Raw genomic sequence first — 20,986 nt, 5'->3', positions numbered from 1 at the left:
GGTTTTGGCGCGTTGTCCTGGTTTTAGAGCTGTTAAATGTGGAGGTAATATATGGCTGAAAAAACTGTATTTACACCGGATGTAAAGTTTGTCAGGGAGCTGAAAGAGGCCGGTGCCGATACAATGAAGAAGTGCTATCAATGCGCTACTTGTTCCGTTGTGTGTCAGTTATCCCCTGATGACAGGCCGTTTCCCAGAAAAGAGATGCTTATGGCGCAATGGGGCCTGAAGGATGAACTGGTCAAAAGTGCCGATATATGGCTTTGTCATAACTGTAACGATTGTTCGAAATACTGCCCGAGGGGGGCCAGACCAGGCGATGTGCTCGCTATCTTGAGAAAAAGCGTTATTCAGGAGAACGCGTTTCCCAAATTCATGGGGAAAATAGTCGGGGATCCGAAGAACATCTGGCAAGCGCTTGCTATTCCGGTCGTGTTTTTTCTGCTTGTTCTCGGTGTGACAGGTCATCTTGGCATTCCTGAAGGCGAAGTGGTTTTCTCCAAGCTTTTTCCCATTCACTATATCGATCAGATCTTCGGACCTCTTTCGGTTCTGGCGGTCGTTATGTTCGGCGTCAGTATTTCAAGGTTCTGGAAAAATCTAAGCGAAGGTTCTCAAATGAAGCCGAAAGCAGGTTTTTTGCCGAGTTTTATCGAAACGCTCAAGGAGATCATGACCCACTCGAAATTCAAGAAGTGCGACGAAAACCAGGATCGTTCCATTGCTCACATGCTCGTGTTTTACGGGTTTATCGGTCTCTTTGTTACAACGCTCTGTGCTATCTTGTTTCTTTATGGATTGAAGTGGGAGTCGCCTTACCCGGTGGACGATCCTGATATTCTTGCACTGTTTGGTGGGTCTGAAACCATGGTCTGGATCTTGAAGGTAACGTTCAAGCTCCTGGCCAATGTCAGTTCGCTTGCGCTTCTTGCCGGGGGCGGTCTGATCATTGCCAACAGGCTGAAGGAACGTGGAGTTGATACGGTCACGTCATCGTTTGATTGGGTGTTTGTCGGAATGGTATTGCTTGTGGGAGCTTCAGGGATGCTTGCACAGATGTTCAGGGTGATGAATTTTCCGCCGGTTATCGCATATCTGACCTACTTCCTGCACCTGGTGTTTGTCTTTTACATCATCATCTACGTGCCGTATTCAAAACTTGCACATTTTGTTTACAGGACGGTTGCGATTACGTATACGAAAATGTTGAAGCGGGATATCGAAGTGTGAAGACTACGGGTGTTCTTCGAGAAGAAAGGATGATATGTACAGTGCCGGGATCGCCTTGTCGGCGATCCCCGTTTTTTTAGTGTTCTTCTATAATCTGTCCTTTCAAGCCATCGGGTGAAAAGACACACATCGCTTCGAAAACTCCGTTGTCAGGATAACACATGCATCGGTATGATGCGACTTTGTTGTAGTTTTCCTTCAGGTTGTTCCAGCCGTTGACATAAAGGTTGCACTCATCATTGAAGCACATATAAAAATAGGGTGTACACCAACCAAGCCCATCCCCATAGTTATAAGGAGGGGGTTCACATTTTTTCATCTTCGTACCGCAATGAGGGCATTGAGGTGCTTCTTTGATCTTCATAGGATTTTTCATCAATCAAAATTTAGGTATGCCTTCCACAAAAAGTATGATAAGCCATCTTTGCTGCTTATGCAATATTTTCATGATAAACACCATGCCGGTTTTTTCTGTTCCCCGTACAGGAACACTGCGAAACCAGGAACTTTCGACTATCTTTTTAAAATCGCCATGACACACAAAAGCCCTTCGGACATTGCATTGTCATGAAGCCGAACAAAGCGTATTAGTAGGAGTATCACAAGGATAAAAGAGGTAACCATGGATAATATATTGAACAAACTCGGATTGAATCTCGATGAAAAGACAAAACTGGCCGATGACAGCATATTCTGTTTCGGCTGTCATAAAGAGCTTTCCTGTTATAACACGTGCTGTGGGGGTCTTGACATTTTTTTGACCCCTTACGATATTCTGCGGATGAAAAATCGACTCGGTATGACATCTGCTGAATTCATTTCAAAGCACACCGAACCGGTTATTCACGGTGAATCGAAACTGCCGTTCCTGAAACTGAAACTTGCACAAACAGGTTCGTGCAGTTTTGTCGGAGAAGAGGGGTGTTCACTCTATGATGACCGGCCTCTTGCATGCAGGTATTATCCTATCGGGTTCGGTGTCTACAAGAATGACGCAGCGCAAGGGAGTGATTTTTACTTTCTGATAAAAGAAGAGCATTGCAAAGGATTTGAAGAAAAGCAAGAACAGACGGTAGCGGAGTGGCGAAAAAAGCAGGAAATCGATCTCTATGACGATAAAAACAAGGTCTGGATGGATCTGATTTTAAATAAAAAAATGTATAGTCCTGATCTGGAGCCCGATGAAAAAAGCCTGAAAATGTTTTTTATGGGTAGTTATGAAGTCGATTCGTTCAAATCATTTGTTTTCGAAAGCCGGTTCTTTGACGTGTTCGAGGTTGACGAGGAGCTGCAGGAACAGCTCAGAAGCGATGAAGAGGAATTGATGATTTTTGCCCATAAATGGTTGCAATATGCGTTGTTCAGGATGCCGACCATGAAGCTGCGGGGAGCATAAAAAAGAGCTTTGTTGCTTTGTTTTTGCTCTATCCTCTGACGCCTTTTACCAGGCGGATAGGACCGAAACTTTCTGCTATCCGCCTAGTATCTCGATCGAACTGGGGGCTTATGGCTGTTAATGGAGGTAGACGATACAAGTTCCTGAAACCTCAAAGGCAAATAGGATATTCGAGGGCCGGAAGTTGTGGTTGAATGCTAAGACTGCTAATGAAATGTTTTTTAATAGGTGACTACTGATTTTGCACTCATTACTTCGCTGGCCAGTGTTCCCGCTGCGGCAACGTTGGCGCCGTCGATCACCTCGTCCATCGAAATTCCTCTTTCCTTGATGCACGGAGAACATAAATAAAGAGCACCTTCCATTTCCATAAATGTATCAAGCAGTTCCTTGAGAGGCACAAGGCCATCTGCCTTGATATATTCCGCTTCGCCTTTTTTTGCCAAAACAACCGCAGATGATTGCAGAAACATCACTACATCAGTATCCAGAGACTGACAGGCTGTTGCAAGTACGAAAGGCAAGGTTGCTTTTTCGGGATTATCATTACCTACGGTACTAATAATGACGAGTTTCTCTTTTTCCATGTTTCTATTATTTAGATTAATGGCAGCATGAGGCAGGAACAAATAATATACGGTTACCAGGTGCTTTTTCCAGCAAAAACCCGGTAAATAGCATGCAGATAGTGAGTAATGGCGGCAGGTGAAGAGATGGGTCAAAAGCATTTTAATTTTATCTTTCGTTGAAGTAAAAAGGAGTTAATCGGATACAGCGATGATGATGGATAGCATAACAAAAAGGAAACTGGAATTTGACAGGATTATTGCTTATGCATCATCCTTTTGTATCTCCGATATGGGAAGGGATGAGCTTGCCGGTACACTCCCTTTTTATGACCATACGAAGCTTGAGGAGGAACTCAAGCGTGTACTTGAGTTACGACTGTTTCTTGAAGAAGGCAATCCTTTGCCGTTTTCCGCCTTACCGGATACTCGGGCACTGCTCAGGGAACTCGATACAGCCGATACCTATTTTGAACCAAGGGAGTTACTCGATATTCACGATCTTCTCCGTGCCTCGGTGCAGCTCAGAAAATGTATGTTTCAAAACCGTACGGTCTATCCCTCGCTCAACGATTTGACAATACAGCTTTGGTTGGAAAAGTCGCTTCAGTATGAAATCATGCGGGTTGTCGATGAGCAGGCACAGGTCAGGGATACGGCCAGTGACGGTCTTTTTACCCTGAGGCGTGAACTCAACGAGAGTAGAGAAACACTGCGCAAGAAAATGACACGTCTTCTCAAGCGGTGCCAGGAGAGAGGTTGGCTCATGGAAGATACTGTGGCTATGAAAAACGGCAGGTTGGTTCTGGGTCTCAAGGTTGAATACAAATACAAACTTCCAGGATTTATTCAGGATTATTCCCATACCGGGCAGACAGTGTTTATAGAGCCCGCTGAAACGCTTGAGCTGAGCAACAGAATTCAGGATCTTGAAATAAACGAGCGTAGGGAGGTCGAGCGAATTTTAAGAGAGACGACCGGGCGTATCAGAGAAGAGCGCAAGAATGTTCAGCACAATCAGACGTTGATGGCGGTGTTTGATTCACTCTATGGCCGGGCTCAGGTTGCTCTCGATACCGGTTCGGTATTGCCTGAAGTAGGGAAAGGAAAAACGTTGCGGATACTCGACGGTTTTCATCCATGGCTTGTTGTTTCTCATCGCCGGAAAAAAGAGAAGGTGTTTCCTCTTGATATGGAGTTGAGCGGTAATGAACAGGTTCTTGTTATTTCAGGTCCGAATGCCGGAGGCAAGTCTGTGGCGATGAAAACAGCTGGTCTTTTGTGTTGTATGCTCGCCCATGGTTTTCTGGTTCCCTGCAGTGAAAGTTCTGTGTTTCCGCTCTTTGAAAAAATGTTTATCGAGATCGGTGATGAACAGTCTATCGAGAACGATCTTTCAACGTTCAGTTCCCATCTTGAACAAATTCGGTTGATTCTCGATGCGGCAACGGAAAAAAGTCTGGTTTTGATCGATGAGCTGTGTTCGGGGACGGATGTTGAAGAGGGGAGCGCGATTGCGCGCTCGGTTATCGAGGAACTGCTTGCAAAGGATGCAAAAGTTATTGTTACGACACATCTTGGAGAATTGAAAGCCTATGCCCATGGAAGAGATGGGGTGGTGAACGGTGCAATGGAATTTGATCGTTCGTCACTGAGTCCCTCGTTTCGTTTCGTGAAAGGTTTGCCCGGCAACAGCTTTGCTTTTGCCATGATGCAGCGCATGGGGTTCAGCCAGGAGGTGGTCGACAGAGCAGAAAGTTATCTTGATAAAGGCAGAACCGGGCTTGACACTATGCTCGATGATCTGAGGATTTCTCTTGAGCATAATGTACAACTGAAAGATTCGCTCGAGAGAGAAAAGGAGGATCTCGCATCTGAAAAAGCACGCCTTGGCAAAAAAGTCGAAGAGCTGGAAAGCAGGGAGCGGGAGATGAAGATCAAGACCCGGAGAGAGATGGTTCATGAAATTGAGCAAGCTAAAAAAGCGATTCGTGACATCCTGCGCGATGTAAGGAAACAGCCGGTCGAAGCTGTTGTTTCCGCTGCACGAAACAAGCTTGAAAATCGAAAGAAAGCTGCATTGTCGGAGGAAAAAAAACTTGCAGCAGAGTTTGAGCACTCTCTTCGGCCCGATCTTTCCATTCGGAAAGGGGATACCGTTCGTGTTCTTACAACAAACACTACAGGGGAGGTTGTGTCCCTGCAAGGAGAAGAAGCCATTGTGCAGTGTGGAACGTTCCGCTTGTCAACGGCACTGAAAAACCTTGAAAAAATTTCGAAGACAAAAGCGAAAAAGCTCGAACGTGCACTGCCACCGGTATCGGCTTCTCCGCTTGAGTCCACAAAACTCGACCTGCGGGGCCTTCAGGGAGATGAGGCTGTTGGCGAAGTAGAGCGTTTCGTCGATAAACTACGGTTGAACAGGGTTCAGCAAGCGACCATTGTACATGGTAAGGGAACCGGTGCACTCCGTCAGAGGGTGACACAATGCCTGAAGCAGCATCCGGCAGTGAAAAGTTTCAGGCTGGGTGACTGGTCGGAAGGTGGCGTTGGAGTGACGATTATAGAGTTGTAATGGTGCTGAGTGTTTGTATCCTTCAGACTGTCAACTGAGGTTGTCTCATTAGTCCGGCAATTTATCTTTATGTAGTCATCCTCGGGCCTGATCCATGAAATCATAAACAACTATTTTACAGGTATTACCCGGGGATCCATCTTCCAAAGAAAGTCAGTATGGATGCGGCATGAAGTGCGGTATGACTCTCTACCGGAAACATATGCATGGTGACCGATAGTCGTGAAGCAGTTCTTTTGAGACAGCCTCATGGCTTGAGTTGAGAAAGTGAGGCGGATACATTATCTTGAGCGCAAATAAAGGATTCTTACAATACCCATCGATGTTTGCGTTATGCAGCACATGACGTTACCCAATCAGTTGACAGCACTGCGAATATTGCTTGTCCCTGTTTTTATGTTTCTGCTTCTGCTTGATTCTCCGTATATGAAGCTTCTGGGAGTCGTTGTTTTTGTTTTTGCCTCGCTGACCGATATTTATGATGGTTATCATGCAAGAAAATATGGCCTTACCAGCAGATTGGGTGCGTTTCTCGATCCTTTGGCAGATAAGTTTCTCATTACAGCAGCGTTTCTGATCTATGTCTGGGAAGGGTACCTGGCGCTGTGGATGGTGATGCTGGTTCTGTTGCGTGATGTTGTTGTGACGGTTTTACGTGTCTATGCGGAGTGGAAAAACAAACCTGTGGTGACAAGCCGGGAGGCCAAGTACAAGACGCTGACACAGAACGTTTTTGCATATGTGATTATGCTTTTTATCCTGCTCAAGGAAGAGGCCTTTACCGGTGAATACGTTTCTGCGGTGGTGCAAGATGTTCTGTATTCCGATTATCTGGACTTTATCATGCTTTTGATTACCCTTTATACGGTTTACACCGGTATTTCATATCTTGTGCAGAACTGGAAAGGGCTGTTGAGTCCATCTCCTTCACGTTAACGTGGCTGAGAGAGTTGAACCATGAAAACGTTCTTTGCTAAATTTGTGGGGAGCTGTGCGGGGCTGGGTTTTTTTCCTTTTGCACCCGGGACGGTTACCAGTGTCGTTGCCGCTGTTTTTTTCGCTGCAGTTCCTGCCTTTCAGCAGTTGGAAATAGCTGTTTCGGCTGTTGGTGTTGTTTTTGTTGTCGGTCTTTGGTCCGCCGGAGTTATGGAGGAAATTTACGGGCGCGACCCTTCTCAGGTAACTATTGATGAAGTTGCAGGGCAATGGATTGCTCTTTTGCTACTGCCTGTCGGATGGCTTCCTGTCGTGATGGGTTTTGCAGCATTTCGTTTTTTTGATATCCTGAAACCCGAGCCGGTCAATTTTGCTCAGAAATTGCCGGGAGGGTGGGGAGTTATGGTTGACGATCTGCTGGCAGGTGTTTATGCAAATCTGTCCGTTCGGATAGTGCTTTGGCTACTCTCGTTTTTTCCGGCAACAGCGCCTTTGTAAAAGCTTTTAATATGCCTGCAGATATTTTCGGGGTCCAACCCAAGCATTCGATAAAGATCTTTCATGTTGCCATGAGTAACGAATTTGTCGGGTAAACCAAGAGTCAATGTTTCATTTGACAATCCTTCTTTCCTGAGATAGTCGTTTACAGCACTTCCAAGACCTCCGATAACACTGTTTTCCTCGACGACAACTATTTTTTCGTGACTTTCAGCGATAGCGTGAACCATCGCGACATCAAGAGGTTTGAGAAAACGCATATTTACTACAAGAGCATCGATATTTTCCTGTTCAAGCAGGTGTGAGGCCTCAAGCGATTTTTCTACCATGGTACCGATAGCAAGAATGGCAATGGAAGAACCTTCTCGCACGATCTCACTTTTTCCAATTTCAAGTGAAGAGAAGTAGGGGTTCAACTTCAGACCGTTGCAGGTGCCTCTCGGGTAACGGATGGCGACAGGTCCATCGTTATACTGTGATGCGGTATATATCATGTCCCGGAGTTCCTGTTCGTCTTTCGGTGCCATGACAATCATGTTCGGAACCGGATGAAGATAGGAAAGGTCGAAAGAGCCATGGTGGGTTGGACCGTCTTCGCCTACCAGACCGGCTCGATCGATGGCGAAAACAACAGGAAGCTTTTGCAGCGCTACGTCGTGGATAAGCTGATCGTATGCCCGTTGCAGAAATGTCGAGTATATGGCACAGAAAGGTTTAAAGCCTTTGGCAGCCATTCCTGCTGCGAAAGTGACGGCGTGCTGTTCTGCAATCCCGACATCGTAAAAACGTTTGGGATGGGCTACCTGGAATGTGTCAAGCGATGTTCCGCCGGGCATGGCAGCGGTGATGCCTACAATTCTGTGATCTTTGGAGGCAAGTTCCGTCAAGGTCCTGCCGAAGATATCCTGATATTTCAGCGGTGAGGTTTTTGTGACTTTTTTCAGGGATTTTCCTGTAATGGTGTCAAAGCCTCCACTGCTTGCGTGCCATTTGCTCTGGTTGTCTTCAGCAGGTTTGAAGCCTTTGCCTTTTGTTGTGATTACATGAAGGAGTTTGGGATGAGGAAGCTCCTGCATTTCTTTAAACGCTTTGACCAGTTTATCGGTATCATGCCCGTCGATAGGTCCGAAATAGCGAAATCCAAGAGCTTCAAAAAAAGCTCCAGGGGTCAGGGCGGCTTTTATACCGTCTTCGATTTTATGAACAGCATGTTTTGCAGTTTCTCCAAGATCGTTGTTCAGCAAGGAGATTGAGTCCCAGATGAATTTTCTGACTTTGTTGTAGGTTTTATTAAAAGAGATGTTGACCAGATAATTCTTGAGTCCGCCGGTGCTTGGGGCGATTGCCATCTGATTATCATTGAGGACCACCAGAACATCGCTTTTGGTATCTCCAAGATGGTTCATGGCCTCGAAAGCCATCCCGCCCGTCATGCTGCCGTCACCGATCACAGCAATTATTTTTTCGCTACTTCCTGAAAGATCCCTGGCTGCTGCAAGTCCAGCAGCAGCAGAGATCGAGGTGGAAGCGTGTCCTGTCCCGAAAGCATCGTGGGGGCTCTCGGAAATTTTAGGAAAACCTGCAATACCATTGAATTTTCTGTTGGTATGCATCAGATCTTTTCTACCGGTCAATATTTTATGAATGTAAGCCTGATGGCCGACATCCCAGATTATTTTGTCATAAGGAGTTTTGTAAACGTAATGGAGAGCCACGGTCATTTCAACAACTCCAAGGCTTGAACCGAAATGCCCTCCGTTTTCAGCTATGACATCGATAAGATAGGTCCTGCATTCATCAGCTATTTTCTGAAGCTCTTCGGGTTTGAACTTTTTAAGATCTTCAGGAGAATGGATTTTCGAAAGGAAAGAATATTTCCCATTTACCGTAGCCGGTGGTAGATTTTCCATGAGTGGTGTTCTTGTGACCTATGCTGGTTGCGGCACATGCAGTTACTAAAGCGACAACTACAAGCTTTTGGTCTAACATAGGCAAGGATTGGTTGTGTTTACTTATTTTCATTTAACGGGATTATGAGGCTCCCGGTTCCACGTGACGAAATTTTATAAGCACTTTTCGGGATTTTCAATCCCACTGAATCTGCTTTTTTGCAAGTGGCTTGTCCTCTCATAAGACAGGGTAATTGTCTGATTCCAACTTCTTGACAACTTTTGGACGTCGTTCCGCAGGGAACTATATGCCTGAAATATGCATGAGAACGCTGCGCCTGGGACGTGGGCCGTCGAGTTCCACAAGAAAGATTGATTGCCACTTGCCGAGAAGAAGTTTCCCTGACTCGAAAGGAATCGTTTCGGAACTGTTCATGAAAAGGCCCATAAGATGTGAGTGTGCGTTGTCACGCCCGTCGATAGGGGCGATATTGTGCAGATATTCACCATCTTTTGGGACGAGGCGCTTGAGAAAAATTACCATGTCTTCAAGCAGCCGGGTTTCCTGCTCGTTAATATTGATGAATGCTGTTGTGTGCTGGCTTACAAGAGTGAGCTGTCCCTTTTTCAGGCCGCATGACGCAACGAATTCACGGACTTCGTCGGTGATATCGATAATCTGGATTGCTTCGACAGTTTCACGAACGATGTTTTTTGTGAGATATTCCATAGAAGTAATGGGATTCTGAAATGTAGAGCGGACCGGGTTGAGAATTAGGAAAACCAAACGAAATGTACAAAGATCGCAGGCGGATGGCAATAAAGCCCGAGGTGAAAGTGGTTTAATGGCTGTTTTAAAGAGGATTCTCGAGATGCTTGTTAAAAGGGTGTTACATGGTTTGAATCCTTTTGCGCAGAATATGCGATTTTCATTTTGTTTTTGTATAATGAAAGAAGGAAAGTAGGTCCTAACCTCTGATCATTTAAGCGCTGACAAGCATATGCACGTTAGAAAAGTTGTCATCAAACTTGTATTTTCTTGCTTTTTTCTTTTGCCTCAGGTTGCTTCGGCGGATAGCAGCACAAGAGTCCATGCGTTTACCGACCGGACCGAGCCTTTTCGTTTCAGTGAGCTTTCTTTCAGCTCAGGGTATGCAAGGGGAGAGTTGAAAAGAGATGATGATCTTGAAGTTATTCCTTTTTCCGTGAGAGTCGGCTTCGATATCAGTGAATTTGTTGGAATAAGTGGCCCTGGTGTCTTGCAGTTTGGCATTGAACCGTTTGTAAACACGATCATTGCGCCTGATGATGGGGTTGAAACAGGCTTGAATGTGGGTTTTCGGTATATCACTCCTCTGACAGACGAGATTTCGTTTTACGGGGAAATCAGTTCAGGGCCTGCATATTTCAGTATCGATACCGTTGAGCAGGGTGACGACGGGTTCAACTTTATGAGCCAGTTCGGAGCAGGTTTTCAGTTTGAGCTAACTCACGATCTTGCTTTTAACGCAGGATATCGTTTCAGGCATCTGTCCAACGCAGGTTTCAGTGACCCCAATGATGGTATCAATACCAATGCGTTCATTACCGGTATTTCTTTCAGTTATTGATTGACTTGATTGAAACCTTTCCGATAGCGTTGACTGCTTTGTGATCATGCAGAAATGTCTCCGCTTTTCTCGCCTCTCTTTATTGTTTCCCTATTTTTTTCGGTGTTCAATTTTCAGTGCTTTGTTCACTAGTCACATTCGTGGCGTTAGATCATTTCTGTCAGTAACATTCCTGCATAAGAAACAAATTTATGGACAGAGGGGAATAGAGTTGCATGAAAAAGGGGGCGTTGTCGTATCACAATAGGATCGGTTGTACAGACGTTCAATTTCGAGAAAAATAAATGCAGGGGGGATCATGGCGGTAAACTATAATCAGGTTGGCTGGTTTGAAATTCCTGTTTTGGATATGAAACGGGCTATGGATTTTTATGAATATGTGTTTGGCGTTGTGCTTGACGAGCAGGAAATGGGTGAGCTGAAAATGTCTTGGTTTCCCATGAAAGAGGATGAAGCAGGTGCCCCTGGAAGCCTTGTAAAGGGGGCGGGATATGTCCCTTCGGACAAAGGAACATTGATATACTTTACATCACCTGACATCGATGATACCTGTCGAAAAACTGTTGAAAAAGGTGGCCACGTTTTACAGGAGAAATCAAGCATCGGCGAATATGGATTTGTTGCGATGGTACTTGATACGGAAGGCAATGCTATCGGATTGCACTCACGAACATAAAAGCACTTCTGTTCATTTTCCCGCGTTTTTACGTGAATCGGGACTTGTGAACCAAGCCTCTCTCGTAAGGCAGTGTGGCCTGATCGGTATACTGAAGGATCGTGCACTCAACGTTTTCTGTTCGCCAACTGAATGATTACAAGAGATGCGCTACCGAGCAGGAGAAAACCTGCAATGAGCGGTAGGATGGTTCCATTATAGCTTTGGCCGATAACCGTACCGATTGCAAGGGCTGCGAATGTCGAAAGTGAACCGATTGTCGATGCTCCTATACCCGCTATATGGCCGAGAGGTTCCATCGCCAATGCATTGAGGTTGCCGAACAGGATGCCGATGGTAAAAAAAAGGGGGATCAGGTACAGTATGAATGACGAGAGTGGAGGATGCCCGTTTTGTATCAGGGAGATAATAAGAAAAATTGCAGAGAGTGCAACGAGTGCTTGCATTGCAAGCTGGACAAGTTTTTTCATGCTGAAAAACGTAACAAGTTTCGAGTTCATCAACGTTGCGGCTCCGAAGGCAATGGCTAGAATACCGAAATACAGCGGGAACTTCTCGCCAAGACCGTATTGTATTTGCAGGATTTGCTGTGAAGAGTTCAGATAACCGAGAAAGGAACCGAAAACCAGGCCAGATATGATGGTGTAGGCGAATGACTGGCGAATGCTCAAAACTTCACGGATGCTGGATATGATCCTGCTTATGGAAAAAGGTTCACGTTTTCTTTTGTCAAGAGTTTCAGGATGCCGGAACAAGAACCAGGTAAACGAGAAAAGAGCGAGGAACAGAAATAATGCGAAAATCGATCTCCAGCTCGAAATTGAAAGGATCAGCTGACCGAGCGCTGGAGCAAGGATCGGTATGATGATAAAAATTGTCATGATGAAAGACATGACCTGCGCCATTTTTTGTCCTTCGTACTGATCTCTCACAATTGCTATTGAAACAACACGGGGACTTGCGGCACCCAAACCCTGGAGAAACCGCCCTGCGAGCATCATGGTGAAACAGGGGGCAAAAAGGGACAAGAGTGTTCCTGAAATGAAGATGACAAAACCGGTATAAATTGCGAGTTTTCTTCCCACAGCATCCGATAGAGGACCATAGAAGATCTGACCGCCTGACATACCGAGAAAGAGTAAGGAAATAATCAACTGGTTGGTATTGTCATGCTGAATGCCAAGTTCGTTACCTATTATCGGAAGGGCTGGAAGTACGGCATCGATAGACAAGGCGGCGAGGGACATCATCATCGCTAACAATGCAACGGACTCTGCGAATCTCAGTCGATCCCTTGCTGTTTTACTGGACATTCAGATCCCGTCCTTTAAAGAGGTCAATGTCCGCATTGAAAAGGTATTTACAGAACCAGATAAACTGCCCGGTATGATGACTGAGGTGTTCTGTTGCATGAATGAGAATGCCATAGCCACTATATTGAAGACCCTGCACGCGATAGGTTTGGGAAAGTCGTTCGATATCAAGTGAGTTCACAACAGAAATGCATTCACTGATGGTTGTTTCAAGCATTTCAGTGAGTGTTTCCAGGTTTGTACCTGGTTTATCGCAGAACTCTTTGTCGCGTTCACGATAGATTTTTTTGTTGCCAAGGGTTTTGAGAACATACTGATTGAGATTGCCGGTCACATGAAGAACGAGGTTCCCAGGACTTGAGAGGTTAGGGGCGAAATCGTTCCAGAGTTCTGTAGCTCCGACGGCATGAAGGCAGGTGACCAGACGTTTCGCGATGATCTCAAGGTGTTGGCTGATGGCAGCGGTGAAAAGGTTCGGCATTATGTGCCAAGATAAAAGTTATAAGAGATGGTATGGTTATTTGTCAGCAGATGCTGTATTTGCCCAATGCGAGCTGCTCAATGAATACGCCGACATAGGCAAGCTCGACCTGGATGATGGAGGTAACGGTTTCTCGAATATCGTCAAGATGAAGATTTTCATCGAGAATGAGTTTCGCCGATGCCTGTAGAGGTTCATCGAGAGGTTGACCTATCTGGCTGCAAAGGTAAACAGTGACCTCTTTGACACCATCAACTTCCTTGTGAATCCGCCTTGCGATTTCGTTGCTGAGGACACTGTATATTTTGCCGACATGATTGACCGGATTTTTGCCCGCAGCAGCCTCGAGGCTTTGGGGCCGATTGAAGGTTATCAGGCCATTCACGCGGTTACCTCTACCTACCTGGCCGCCGTCGCCACTTTCCGCGGAAGTGCCGAGTACTGTAAGGTACATTCCTTCTTCTCCTCGTTCCGGGTCGTCAAGAGTGTTAATCTGAACAGTGACGTTGTCGATATTTTCCTGTTTGCACCTGATAAACTGGGTGAGGTTATCCTGGATAATCTGTTTCTTTTCGAAATAAACTTTCTTGTCGCGGATGTAACGATCGACAAAGGCAATTGCCACGGTTAGCGTCAGGTCACGGTTTTTCCTGAAAGCCATGACCTTGATGTCCTTGCCTGTTTCAGGATAGGCATACTTGAAAATGTTCGAGTTGAGGTATTGTTCTGTCTCAAATACCAACCGTTCCGTTTCGGTTCGCGGAGCATGTCCGACACCGACTGACGTGTCGTTTGCTCCGATAACCGGTCGCGAGAAGGTATCTGTAAGCTCAGGAGAGCCTGGTTTGATTTCATTCTGGTAGATGATGTTGACTTCAGGATCCACAAACCGCAGATTTTTTCGAAGCCATTTTTTTGCTGCGGCTTCGGCAATTTCGCCCACCTGAATGACTGTTCCGTCATGGGTGTAGGTTGCGCGATCACCGAAAATGATTTTCATTGGCTCGATAACCTTTCCTCCACCCGGTTGGGGCATGGTTCGGCCGGCAACAAGCATCCCTTTATCGATGTTGTGGTGCAGGATCCGTCCGAAACGGTCGTTATATTCCTTGCAAAGGGCTATACAAACGGCTTCCATGATGGAATCACACATGGTATCAGGGTGGGCGATGCCCTTGCGCTCGACGAGCTCTGTCTGCTGCTGTTCAACAGGAAGTGTCGAGGCAAGCTCAACTGAAATATTTCGCTGCTTTTTCATGGGAGGCGGTACAGAATGGATTTATACATATTTTTCCATATCCATGGTTCGGAATGTGTCGTTGCGTTGGGGGTATTGCTTTTATTGTAACGGGTTTTCAGGTATAAAATGTTTCCTTATTGAAAGGTATTATAATTGATTACTACCCAAGTAGTAAACCTTAGTGCGGTACGAGATTTTGGCTCCGGTCCCTTTTTTCGGTTTTCTTGTGACGTATGTCGTCAATTCATTCCTTTTTTGCCCAGGCTGCTCCCATCATCATGAAAATGCGGAACTATGCGGTTGTTTTCCCAGGTCAGTGTTTTCGCATAAACGATATAAATCCTGGAGGAAGATTGAAAACATTCTTGGCTGGCCGTTGATCATTATTGTATCTGTTTGTCCTACTCTTGCGGTTCTGCATCTGCAGGAAAATTCTGGAGCCATCGTCTTTTTTTTCTCGCTTACTTTGCGGTTGGACTTGTTGTCATGCTCTTGTTTCTTGTCCAGAGTGCCGCCAGAGAAGGATCTGTTATCTAGGAAAAGAGGTGTTTTTTCTGAAAAGATGAAGAAAAAATAACAGGCATGCTCACAACAAGATACACTAAATTTGACTTATCATTTGCTTACATTGTTTCGGGTCGTCAACTGGAACTGGCCGTTGGCGGTTTGATGCGACCGATCGGTAGGTGGTTCGAAGAAAAGTCACTCGGAAAACGGAGTCAAAAACAGTTTAGTGATGAACGGATATTGAAACGTTTCCTAATCCCTAATGCTAAGTGGTTATGAAAATAGGTATTTCCTGTCACCATACATATGGCGGTAGTGGCGCGGTGGCGACCGAGTTGGGTAAGGCTCTTGCTGATCGGGGTCATATCGTGCACTTTATCAATCGCTCGGCTCCGTTTCGGCTTGGAACCTTCTCGAAAAACATCTTTTATCATGAGGTCGAAGCCGTACATTACCCGGTTTTCGAGTGCCCCTTTTATTCACTTGCCCTTGCAACAAAGATTGCAGAAGTGGCGACCTACGAGAAACTCGATGTCGTGCATGCGCACTATGCTATTCCCCATGCGCTCAGTGCTATGCTTGCACGTCAGATGCTCGAAGAGTCATGTTCGGATGCGAGATGTTTCAGGCTGGCAACGACTCTGCATGGTACCGACATTACCGTGGTTGGTGCGGACAGCAGTATGCATGGTGCTGTCAGGCTTGCTATCAATAAATCCGATGGGGTTACTGCTGTTTCGGAATTTCTGAAAAAGGAGACCGTAAGGCTGTTTGATCCGAGAGGTGAGGTTGAAGTGATTCCGAATTTTGTCGATACGGAACTGTTTTACCGCTTGCCGCATACCAGGGAAATTCGTGAGCAACTCGAGCTTGACAGTGAAAAGGTCTGTATTCATATTTCCAATTTCAGACCGGTCAAACGGATTCGCGATGTTCTGAAGACCTTTTATACGATTGTACAGCGTGTATCTGCTACCTTGCTGCTTGTGGGTGACGGTCCGGAAAGAAGTGAGGCTGAAGTCTGGGTAAGGGAAAACGGTATTGCAGAACATGTTCGGTTCCTCGGCAAGATCGATGATATCGTTCCATTGCTTTCAGTTTCCGACTTGATGCTCATGCCTAGCGGAGGGGAATCGTTCGGCCTTGCCGCTCTTGAAGCCATGGCTTGTGGGGTGCCGGTCATAGTGACGAACATGGGTGGTTTTCCAGAGTTTATCGGAAACGGTAAACATGGATTCCTCGTCGAACTCGGCAATGTCGGTCGAATGTCGGAAAAAGCCCTTGAGCTGCTTTCCGATGAGAAGAAGTGGGAGACTTTTTCGAAAAACTGTGTGGAACAGGCTCACAAATACCATGTTTTCAGGCTTGTCGAGCAGTATGAAGTGTTTTACACTCGGTTAGTGGAAGAAGAGAGGGGAGGGAAAAAAGGCAAAAGTTAGAGGGCAAAGGTCAAAAGGGGGGATTTCGATGAGCAACGTTTTTTTTATGCAGTTGCGGTTTGCCGTGGACTGGTTGTTTGCCGTCGGCTACTTGCTAATAATCTCTCCGATCAATATCTCTTTGTCGGGAGTAGAACAGTCCGGTAGTTTTCCAGGTCTTCCAGCACTTTCCCGGTTCCTCGCGCGACAGCCGTCAAGGGATCCTCGCTGATGTGAACGGCAAGTTTCGTTTCATCGTGGATTTTCTTGTCGAGATCCTTGATGAGCGCACCGCCTCCGGCCAGAAACAAACCTCTGTCGAGAACATCGGCTGACAACTCCGGCTTGGTTACTTCAAGGCATTTCTTGATCGAGTTGATGATCTGGCTGATTGGTGTTGCAATTGCTTCCCGTATGGTCGGAGAGTTGACTTCGCGTTCTTCCGGAAGAGCGGTAACGAGATTTCGTCCCCTCACGGTCATGGTCAGCTCTTTATCGAGCTTGTTTGCCGATGCAATGCGTATTTTAACCTCCTCGGCTGTTCTTTCTCCAATAGCGAGGTTGTAAGCCTTTCTGAAATGACGCATAATTGAGCTGGTGATATCGGTCCCTGCTACACGAAGCGATTCGCCCGAAGCAATACCTCCAAGTGAAATTACCGCAATTTCGGTTGTGCCACCACCGATATCTACAACCATGTTGCCCATAGGTTCCTTGACATCAAGGCCAATACCGATCGCCGCTGCCATCGGTTCGGCAACAAGATAGACTTCCTTGGCTCCTATATGTTCCGCAGAATCACGCACAGCTCTTTTTTCCACTTCGGTAATACCCGATGGGATTCCGATAACCATTCTGCGAATACCAAACGAGAACTGGCTTTTGGTTTTTTTGATCAAACCTTTTATGAGTTCTTCGGTGGCTTCGTAATCGGCTATGACTCCGTTTGCAAGCGGTTTGATGGTGACGATTCCAGGATGGGTTTTTTCGTGCATCAGGAGTGCATCCTGTCCTATAGCAACGACTTTGCCGGTACTGCGTTCCCGGGCGACAATTGATGGTTCGTTGAGTACTACACCTTTATCACGAATAAATACAAGTGTGTTTGCTGTCCCAAGATCTACGGCAATGTCTCTGAATAGATAACCAAAAAAGCTCATGTCTGTCCTGAATGTAATGTGTCTATGGTGTCGCAGTGCCTTGAAAAAAGGCTGTCGGGAAGGCGTTCTCCGTCGCTTTCACTGAAAAGGTAAGGTAGGTAATGGAACAATTTTTTCAAATGAAAATCGTTGAAGAAAAATGAGTTTTTTCCCTGCAGGATGCAGCTTTCAGGATGAAAGGGCATATTTCTTTAAATCACCTGTTTGTTTACATTAGGTGGAAAGCCTTGTATTTGTGAATTATCTAAAAGAACTGTGCCGTGTTAAGGTTGTTTACCTATGCCGAAGAAAAGTCGGAGCTGCAGCGTCACCTCAGTCGTACTGTTACTTTTGAGCCTGAAGTCCGGGAAGTGGTTCAGGAAATTCTGACAAACATAGAAAAACGTGGTGATAAAGCGCTTTTTGAGTACACCGAGAAATTCCAGGGCTTCAAGCCGGGAGAGATTACCGTTTCGGCGGATCTGATCGAGGAGGCATATAGAAGTGCCGACAGGGACTTCGTTGCCATTCTCGAGGAGGCATATAACAACATAACTGCTTTTCATAAGCATGAGTCTGAGAGAAGTTTCTTTTACGAAGGGGAGAACCGCGTTATTCTCGGCCAGAGGGTGACGCCGCTTGAGCGGGTGATGCTCTATGTACCGGGTGGAAAAGCAGCCTATCCTTCTTCTCTTCTCATGAATGTTGTTCCTGCTCAAGTTGCTGGCGTTCAAGAAATTTTCTTGACAACACCATGCGACAGCGAGGGGAGGGTAAGTTCTCATATTCTTGCGGCAGCTCATGTTGCCGGAATCGATACGATTTACAAGTTCGGTGGCGCGCAGGCGGTTGCGGCTTTTGCATTCGGCACTGAACGTGTACCGAAAGTCGACAAGATTACCGGACCGGGCAACAAATATGTCGCTTTGGCAAAAAAGGAGGTTTTCGGCCATGTTTCCATAGACAGCATTGCCGGGCCTTCCGAGGTTGCTGTAATTGCCGATGATTCGGCTGATCCTGAGTTTATCGTGCTCGATCTTTTTGCACAGTCCGAACATGATCCTGACGCTTCATCTGTTTTGATTACCGATTCGTCAGAGCTGGCGGAAGCTGTTAAAACCCTGGCAACCGAAAAGGTCTCTGCAATGCAGCGGAGTGACATTATACAGCAGGCTTTGGCGGCAAACGGTGCGATTGTTTTAACCAAGGATATTCGTGAAGCATGTGAGGTTTCAAACATGATCGCGCCGGAACATCTCGAGTTGCATGTCCGTGACAGCTGGGAAATCCTTCCTGACTTGAAGCATGCCGGAGCGATCTTTATGGGAAGTTATTCATGCGAATCTGTAGGCGATTATTTTGCCGGGCCGAATCATACTCTTCCGACTAACGGAACCGCCCGCTTCTTCTCTCCGCTTTCGGTTCGCGATTTTATCAAGCATACCTCTCTTATCTCCTATTCTAAAGAGCAGCTTGGTTTGTCGGGTGAAAAGATTGCTCAATTTGCCGATCATGAAAATCTTCAGGCCCATGCCGAGGCGGTCAGAGCCAGGCTGAGAAAGCTTGGCCGATAGAGGTTCGCTCAAGGCGTATGCTGTATGATGAAAGTCAGTGATTACGATTATGAACTGCCGGAAAGCAGTATAGCGATATATCCTCCTGCAGATCGTGGAACAACCAGGCTCGAGGTACTGAGTCGTGATACAGGGGCTATAATACATGCTGCGTATGCTGAACTCGGTCGCTTTATCGAGCCGGGTGATCTTCTTGTACTCAACAATAGCAGAGTGGTGCAGGCCAGATTGTTCGCCCAAAAAACAACCGGAGCGAAAGTTGAGCTTGTTTTGCTCGAAAAGCATGGCGACCATCAGGATCTGGTAATGTACCGGGGACGGTTGAAGCCGGGAGACGTGCTGCTTGCTCATGGGAATAAGCTGCTGGTTTCGGCTGTAGAAGGAGAGGGGGTTGCAAGAGTGGTCTGCCAGGATGGGAGAAGTGTGCCGGATTTTTTTGCCGATTATGGCGATGTGCCTATTCCGCCTTATCTGAAAAGGGCTGCCGAGGAGGTTGACCGTGAGCGTTATCAGACGGTTTTTGCAGAAATACCGGGTTCGGTTGCCGCACCGACCGCTTCGCTGAACATGACCCGTGAGCTGCTCGATTCTCTTGAGGAAAAAGGTGTTGTTTTTGCTTACGTCACCCTTCATGTCGGACTCGGTACGTTTCTTCCTATCAGAGGAGATGATCTGGATTCGCATGTCATGCACCGGGAATACTATTGCATACCCGCCGATACTGTCAGAAAAATCCGGGAAACAAAGGGGAAGAAAAAAAAGGTAGTGGCAGTTGGAACCACGGTGACCCGCTCACTCGAACATGCAGCATCGGTGATCGAGCAGCAACAATCACCCCGGGAAATTGCCGGCGAAGCCGATATCTTTATTTATCCGGGTTACTCTTTCAGGGTTATCGACGGTCTTGTTACCAATTACCATGCGCCCCGATCCACAGTTCTGATGCTTACCGCGGCTTTTGCCGGGTGGGAAAACCTGAAGCATGCATACGAAGAGGCTCTTGACAGGGATTACAGGTTTCTCAGCTATGGAGACAGCATGCTGATAGTGTAGGGCATCTCAAATGGCCTGCTGCAATGACCGATTGCTGCGTTGAGCGGGTAGAAAGTGGTTTCTGTGCTCCTCGCCTTGCCCTCGGACTTTTCGCAGCGGTTATTTTCAAGCTCCGACCCGGTAAAACGATCTGATTTCTTTTTTAACCGCAGCCAGTCGTTGAATCATTCTTCTTACATCGTAATTGCTTTTTTTAAAGAAGTATACTAACTTTACAGCTTTGCCCGCCTCAAAGCGGGACGCTATCCTTCCTTTTTGTTAGAACACGATTTTCAAAAGCATAAAAAAATCACAAGGAGAATGACGTAATGGGTCTTATACAAGAATATCGGGCACACACGGATGAGAGGGCGCAGAGTGGTATTCCGCCACTTCCTTTGACTGCGGATCAGGCACGTGAACTGATCGAGCTGTTGCAGCAGGATCCAGTAGAAGATCAGGACTATCTGCTGACACTTTTCCGTGAACATATCAGTCCCGGGGTTGATGACGCGGCATTCGAAAAAGCGGCATTTCTGGACCGGGTTGTCAAGGGGGACACGGCATGTGCGGTGATTTCTGCGGTTGACGCGGTGAACATTCTCGGCACCATGCTTGGTGGATACAACGTCAAGCCTCTTGTCGATGCCTTGTCGCATGATGATGGCGACGTTGCATCCGCGGCTGCTGAAATGCTGAAAAAGACTCTTTTGGTCTATGAGTCATTCGATGTGGTTGCTGAACTTGCCAAGTCGAACCGCTATGCGAAAGAGGTCATGGAGTCATGGGCCAATGCCGAGTGGTTTGAAGCGAAGCCTTCCATTCCGGAAAAAATGACGCTGACGGTTTTCAAAGTTCCCGGTGAAACAAACACAGATGATCTTTCTCCTGCAAGTGAAGCATTTA

19 protein-coding genes (1 of these 19 cut by a window edge) are annotated in these 20,986 nt (G+C 46.5%); 11 read left to right on the top strand and 8 right to left on the bottom strand.

Annotated elements, in window-relative coordinates; all coding sequences use genetic code 11:
* The first annotated feature begins 51 nt into the window (after positions 1–51).
* Positions 52–1,230, top strand: a complete 1,179-nt coding sequence (gene qmoC / locus CR164_RS10755; protein WP_110023989.1) for a quinone-interacting membrane-bound oxidoreductase complex subunit QmoC — start codon at positions 52–54, stop codon at positions 1,228–1,230.
* Between the two features lie 76 nt (positions 1,231–1,306).
* Here qmoC and CR164_RS10750 read toward each other — a convergent pair whose 3' ends face one another.
* Complete coding sequence (locus tag CR164_RS10750) at positions 1,307–1,594, bottom strand: hypothetical protein (protein WP_161953522.1); 288 nt, start codon at positions 1,592–1,594, stop codon at positions 1,307–1,309.
* Positions 1,595–1,852: 258 nt separating this feature from the next.
* Here CR164_RS10750 and CR164_RS10745 point away from each other — a divergent pair, with 258 nt between their 5' ends.
* On the top strand, positions 1,853–2,626 hold the full coding sequence (locus tag CR164_RS10745) for a YkgJ family cysteine cluster protein (RefSeq protein WP_110023988.1): 774 nt from the start codon (positions 1,853–1,855) through the stop codon (positions 2,624–2,626).
* A 221-nt stretch (positions 2,627–2,847) separates the two neighbouring features.
* On the opposite strand, the gene CR164_RS10740 is transcribed toward CR164_RS10745, so the two are convergent.
* A complete protein-coding gene (locus tag CR164_RS10740; protein WP_110023987.1) occupies positions 2,848–3,213 on the bottom strand; it encodes a DsrE family protein in 366 nt (121 codons plus the stop codon).
* A gap of 196 nt (positions 3,214–3,409) precedes the next feature.
* On the opposite strand from CR164_RS10740, the gene CR164_RS10735 reads away from it, so the two are divergent.
* The 3 genes from CR164_RS10735 (at position 3,410) to CR164_RS10725 (ending at position 7,201) form a co-directional block, all read left to right on the top strand.
* Positions 3,410–5,767: an endonuclease MutS2 gene (locus CR164_RS10735; protein ID WP_110024009.1), complete on the top strand. Its 2,358-nt coding sequence runs from the start codon at positions 3,410–3,412 to the stop codon at positions 5,765–5,767.
* Between the two features lie 342 nt (positions 5,768–6,109).
* Complete coding sequence (gene pgsA / locus CR164_RS10730; protein WP_110024008.1) at positions 6,110–6,703, top strand: CDP-diacylglycerol--glycerol-3-phosphate 3-phosphatidyltransferase; 594 nt, start codon at positions 6,110–6,112, stop codon at positions 6,701–6,703.
* Positions 6,704–6,724: 21 nt separating this feature from the next.
* Complete coding sequence (locus CR164_RS10725) at positions 6,725–7,201, top strand: phosphatidylglycerophosphatase A family protein (protein WP_110023986.1); 477 nt, start codon at positions 6,725–6,727, stop codon at positions 7,199–7,201.
* Here the strand turns inward: CR164_RS10725 and dxs are convergent.
* Positions 7,132–9,111: a 1-deoxy-D-xylulose-5-phosphate synthase gene (dxs, locus tag CR164_RS10720; protein WP_110023985.1), complete on the bottom strand. Its 1,980-nt coding sequence runs from the start codon at positions 9,109–9,111 to the stop codon at positions 7,132–7,134. The genes CR164_RS10725 and dxs overlap by 70 nt on opposite strands.
* A gap of 283 nt (positions 9,112–9,394) precedes the next feature.
* The gene (locus tag CR164_RS10715; protein WP_110023984.1) at positions 9,395–9,820 is read right to left on the bottom strand and encodes a secondary thiamine-phosphate synthase enzyme YjbQ; all 426 of its coding nucleotides are present in this window, start codon (positions 9,818–9,820) and stop codon (positions 9,395–9,397) included.
* 271 nt (positions 9,821–10,091) lie between these two features.
* On the opposite strand from CR164_RS10715, the gene CR164_RS10710 reads away from it, so the two are divergent.
* Together CR164_RS10710 and CR164_RS10705 are read left to right on the top strand one after the other, a co-directional pair.
* A complete protein-coding gene (locus tag CR164_RS10710; protein WP_110023983.1) occupies positions 10,092–10,700 on the top strand; it encodes an acyloxyacyl hydrolase in 609 nt (202 codons plus the stop codon).
* 298 nt (positions 10,701–10,998) lie between these two features.
* On the top strand, positions 10,999–11,376 hold the full coding sequence (locus CR164_RS10705; protein ID WP_110023982.1) for a VOC family protein: 378 nt from the start codon (positions 10,999–11,001) through the stop codon (positions 11,374–11,376).
* 107 nt (positions 11,377–11,483) lie between these two features.
* Here CR164_RS10705 and CR164_RS10700 read toward each other — a convergent pair whose 3' ends face one another.
* From CR164_RS10700 to CR164_RS10690, 3 genes are read right to left on the bottom strand one after another with little or no spacing between them, the layout of a single operon-like run.
* The gene (locus CR164_RS10700; RefSeq protein WP_110023981.1) at positions 11,484–12,689 is read right to left on the bottom strand and encodes a multidrug effflux MFS transporter; all 1,206 of its coding nucleotides are present in this window, start codon (positions 12,687–12,689) and stop codon (positions 11,484–11,486) included.
* Entirely contained in the window at positions 12,679–13,170 is a 492-nt protein-coding gene (locus CR164_RS10695; protein WP_110023980.1) for a DinB family protein, read from the bottom strand. The genes CR164_RS10700 and CR164_RS10695 overlap by 11 nt, the downstream gene beginning before the upstream one ends.
* Positions 13,171–13,213: 43 nt before the next feature.
* A complete protein-coding gene (locus tag CR164_RS10690) occupies positions 13,214–14,428 on the bottom strand; it encodes a methionine adenosyltransferase (protein WP_110023979.1) in 1,215 nt (404 codons plus the stop codon).
* 764 nt (positions 14,429–15,192) lie between these two features.
* Between CR164_RS10690 and bshA the strand changes: the two genes are divergently transcribed.
* Positions 15,193–16,356, top strand: a complete 1,164-nt coding sequence (gene bshA, locus CR164_RS10680) for an N-acetyl-alpha-D-glucosaminyl L-malate synthase BshA (RefSeq protein WP_110023977.1) — start codon at positions 15,193–15,195, stop codon at positions 16,354–16,356.
* A 110-nt stretch (positions 16,357–16,466) separates the two neighbouring features.
* Here the strand turns inward: bshA and mreB are convergent, their stop codons facing one another.
* Positions 16,467–17,495: a rod shape-determining protein gene (gene mreB, locus CR164_RS10675; protein WP_110023976.1), complete on the bottom strand. Its 1,029-nt coding sequence runs from the start codon at positions 17,493–17,495 to the stop codon at positions 16,467–16,469.
* 260 nt (positions 17,496–17,755) lie between these two features.
* Between mreB and hisD the strand changes: the two genes are divergently transcribed.
* The 3 genes from hisD to acnB form a co-directional block, all read left to right on the top strand.
* A complete protein-coding gene (gene hisD / locus CR164_RS10665; RefSeq protein WP_110023974.1) occupies positions 17,756–19,048 on the top strand; it encodes a histidinol dehydrogenase in 1,293 nt (430 codons plus the stop codon).
* A gap of 27 nt (positions 19,049–19,075) precedes the next feature.
* Positions 19,076–20,101, top strand: coding sequence for a tRNA preQ1(34) S-adenosylmethionine ribosyltransferase-isomerase QueA (queA, locus tag CR164_RS10660; RefSeq protein ID WP_110024007.1), 1,026 nt, complete (start codon positions 19,076–19,078; stop codon positions 20,099–20,101).
* A gap of 308 nt (positions 20,102–20,409) precedes the next feature.
* Positions 20,410–20,986, top strand: the 5' end (the start) of a protein-coding gene (gene acnB, locus CR164_RS10655; RefSeq protein WP_110023973.1) for a bifunctional aconitate hydratase 2/2-methylisocitrate dehydratase. 1,991 nt of this gene lie beyond the right edge of the window; 577 of the gene's 2,568 nt are visible here — the first part of the coding sequence; it begins with the start codon at positions 20,410–20,412; the stop codon falls past the right edge of the window.

The sequence above is a fragment of the Prosthecochloris marina genome (assembly GCF_003182595.1).
GTDB lineage: Bacteria > Bacteroidota > Chlorobiia > Chlorobiales > Chlorobiaceae > Prosthecochloris > Prosthecochloris marina.
Note: the sequence above shows the minus strand (reverse complement) of the source record. Positions and strands in the feature narration are given on the sequence as shown.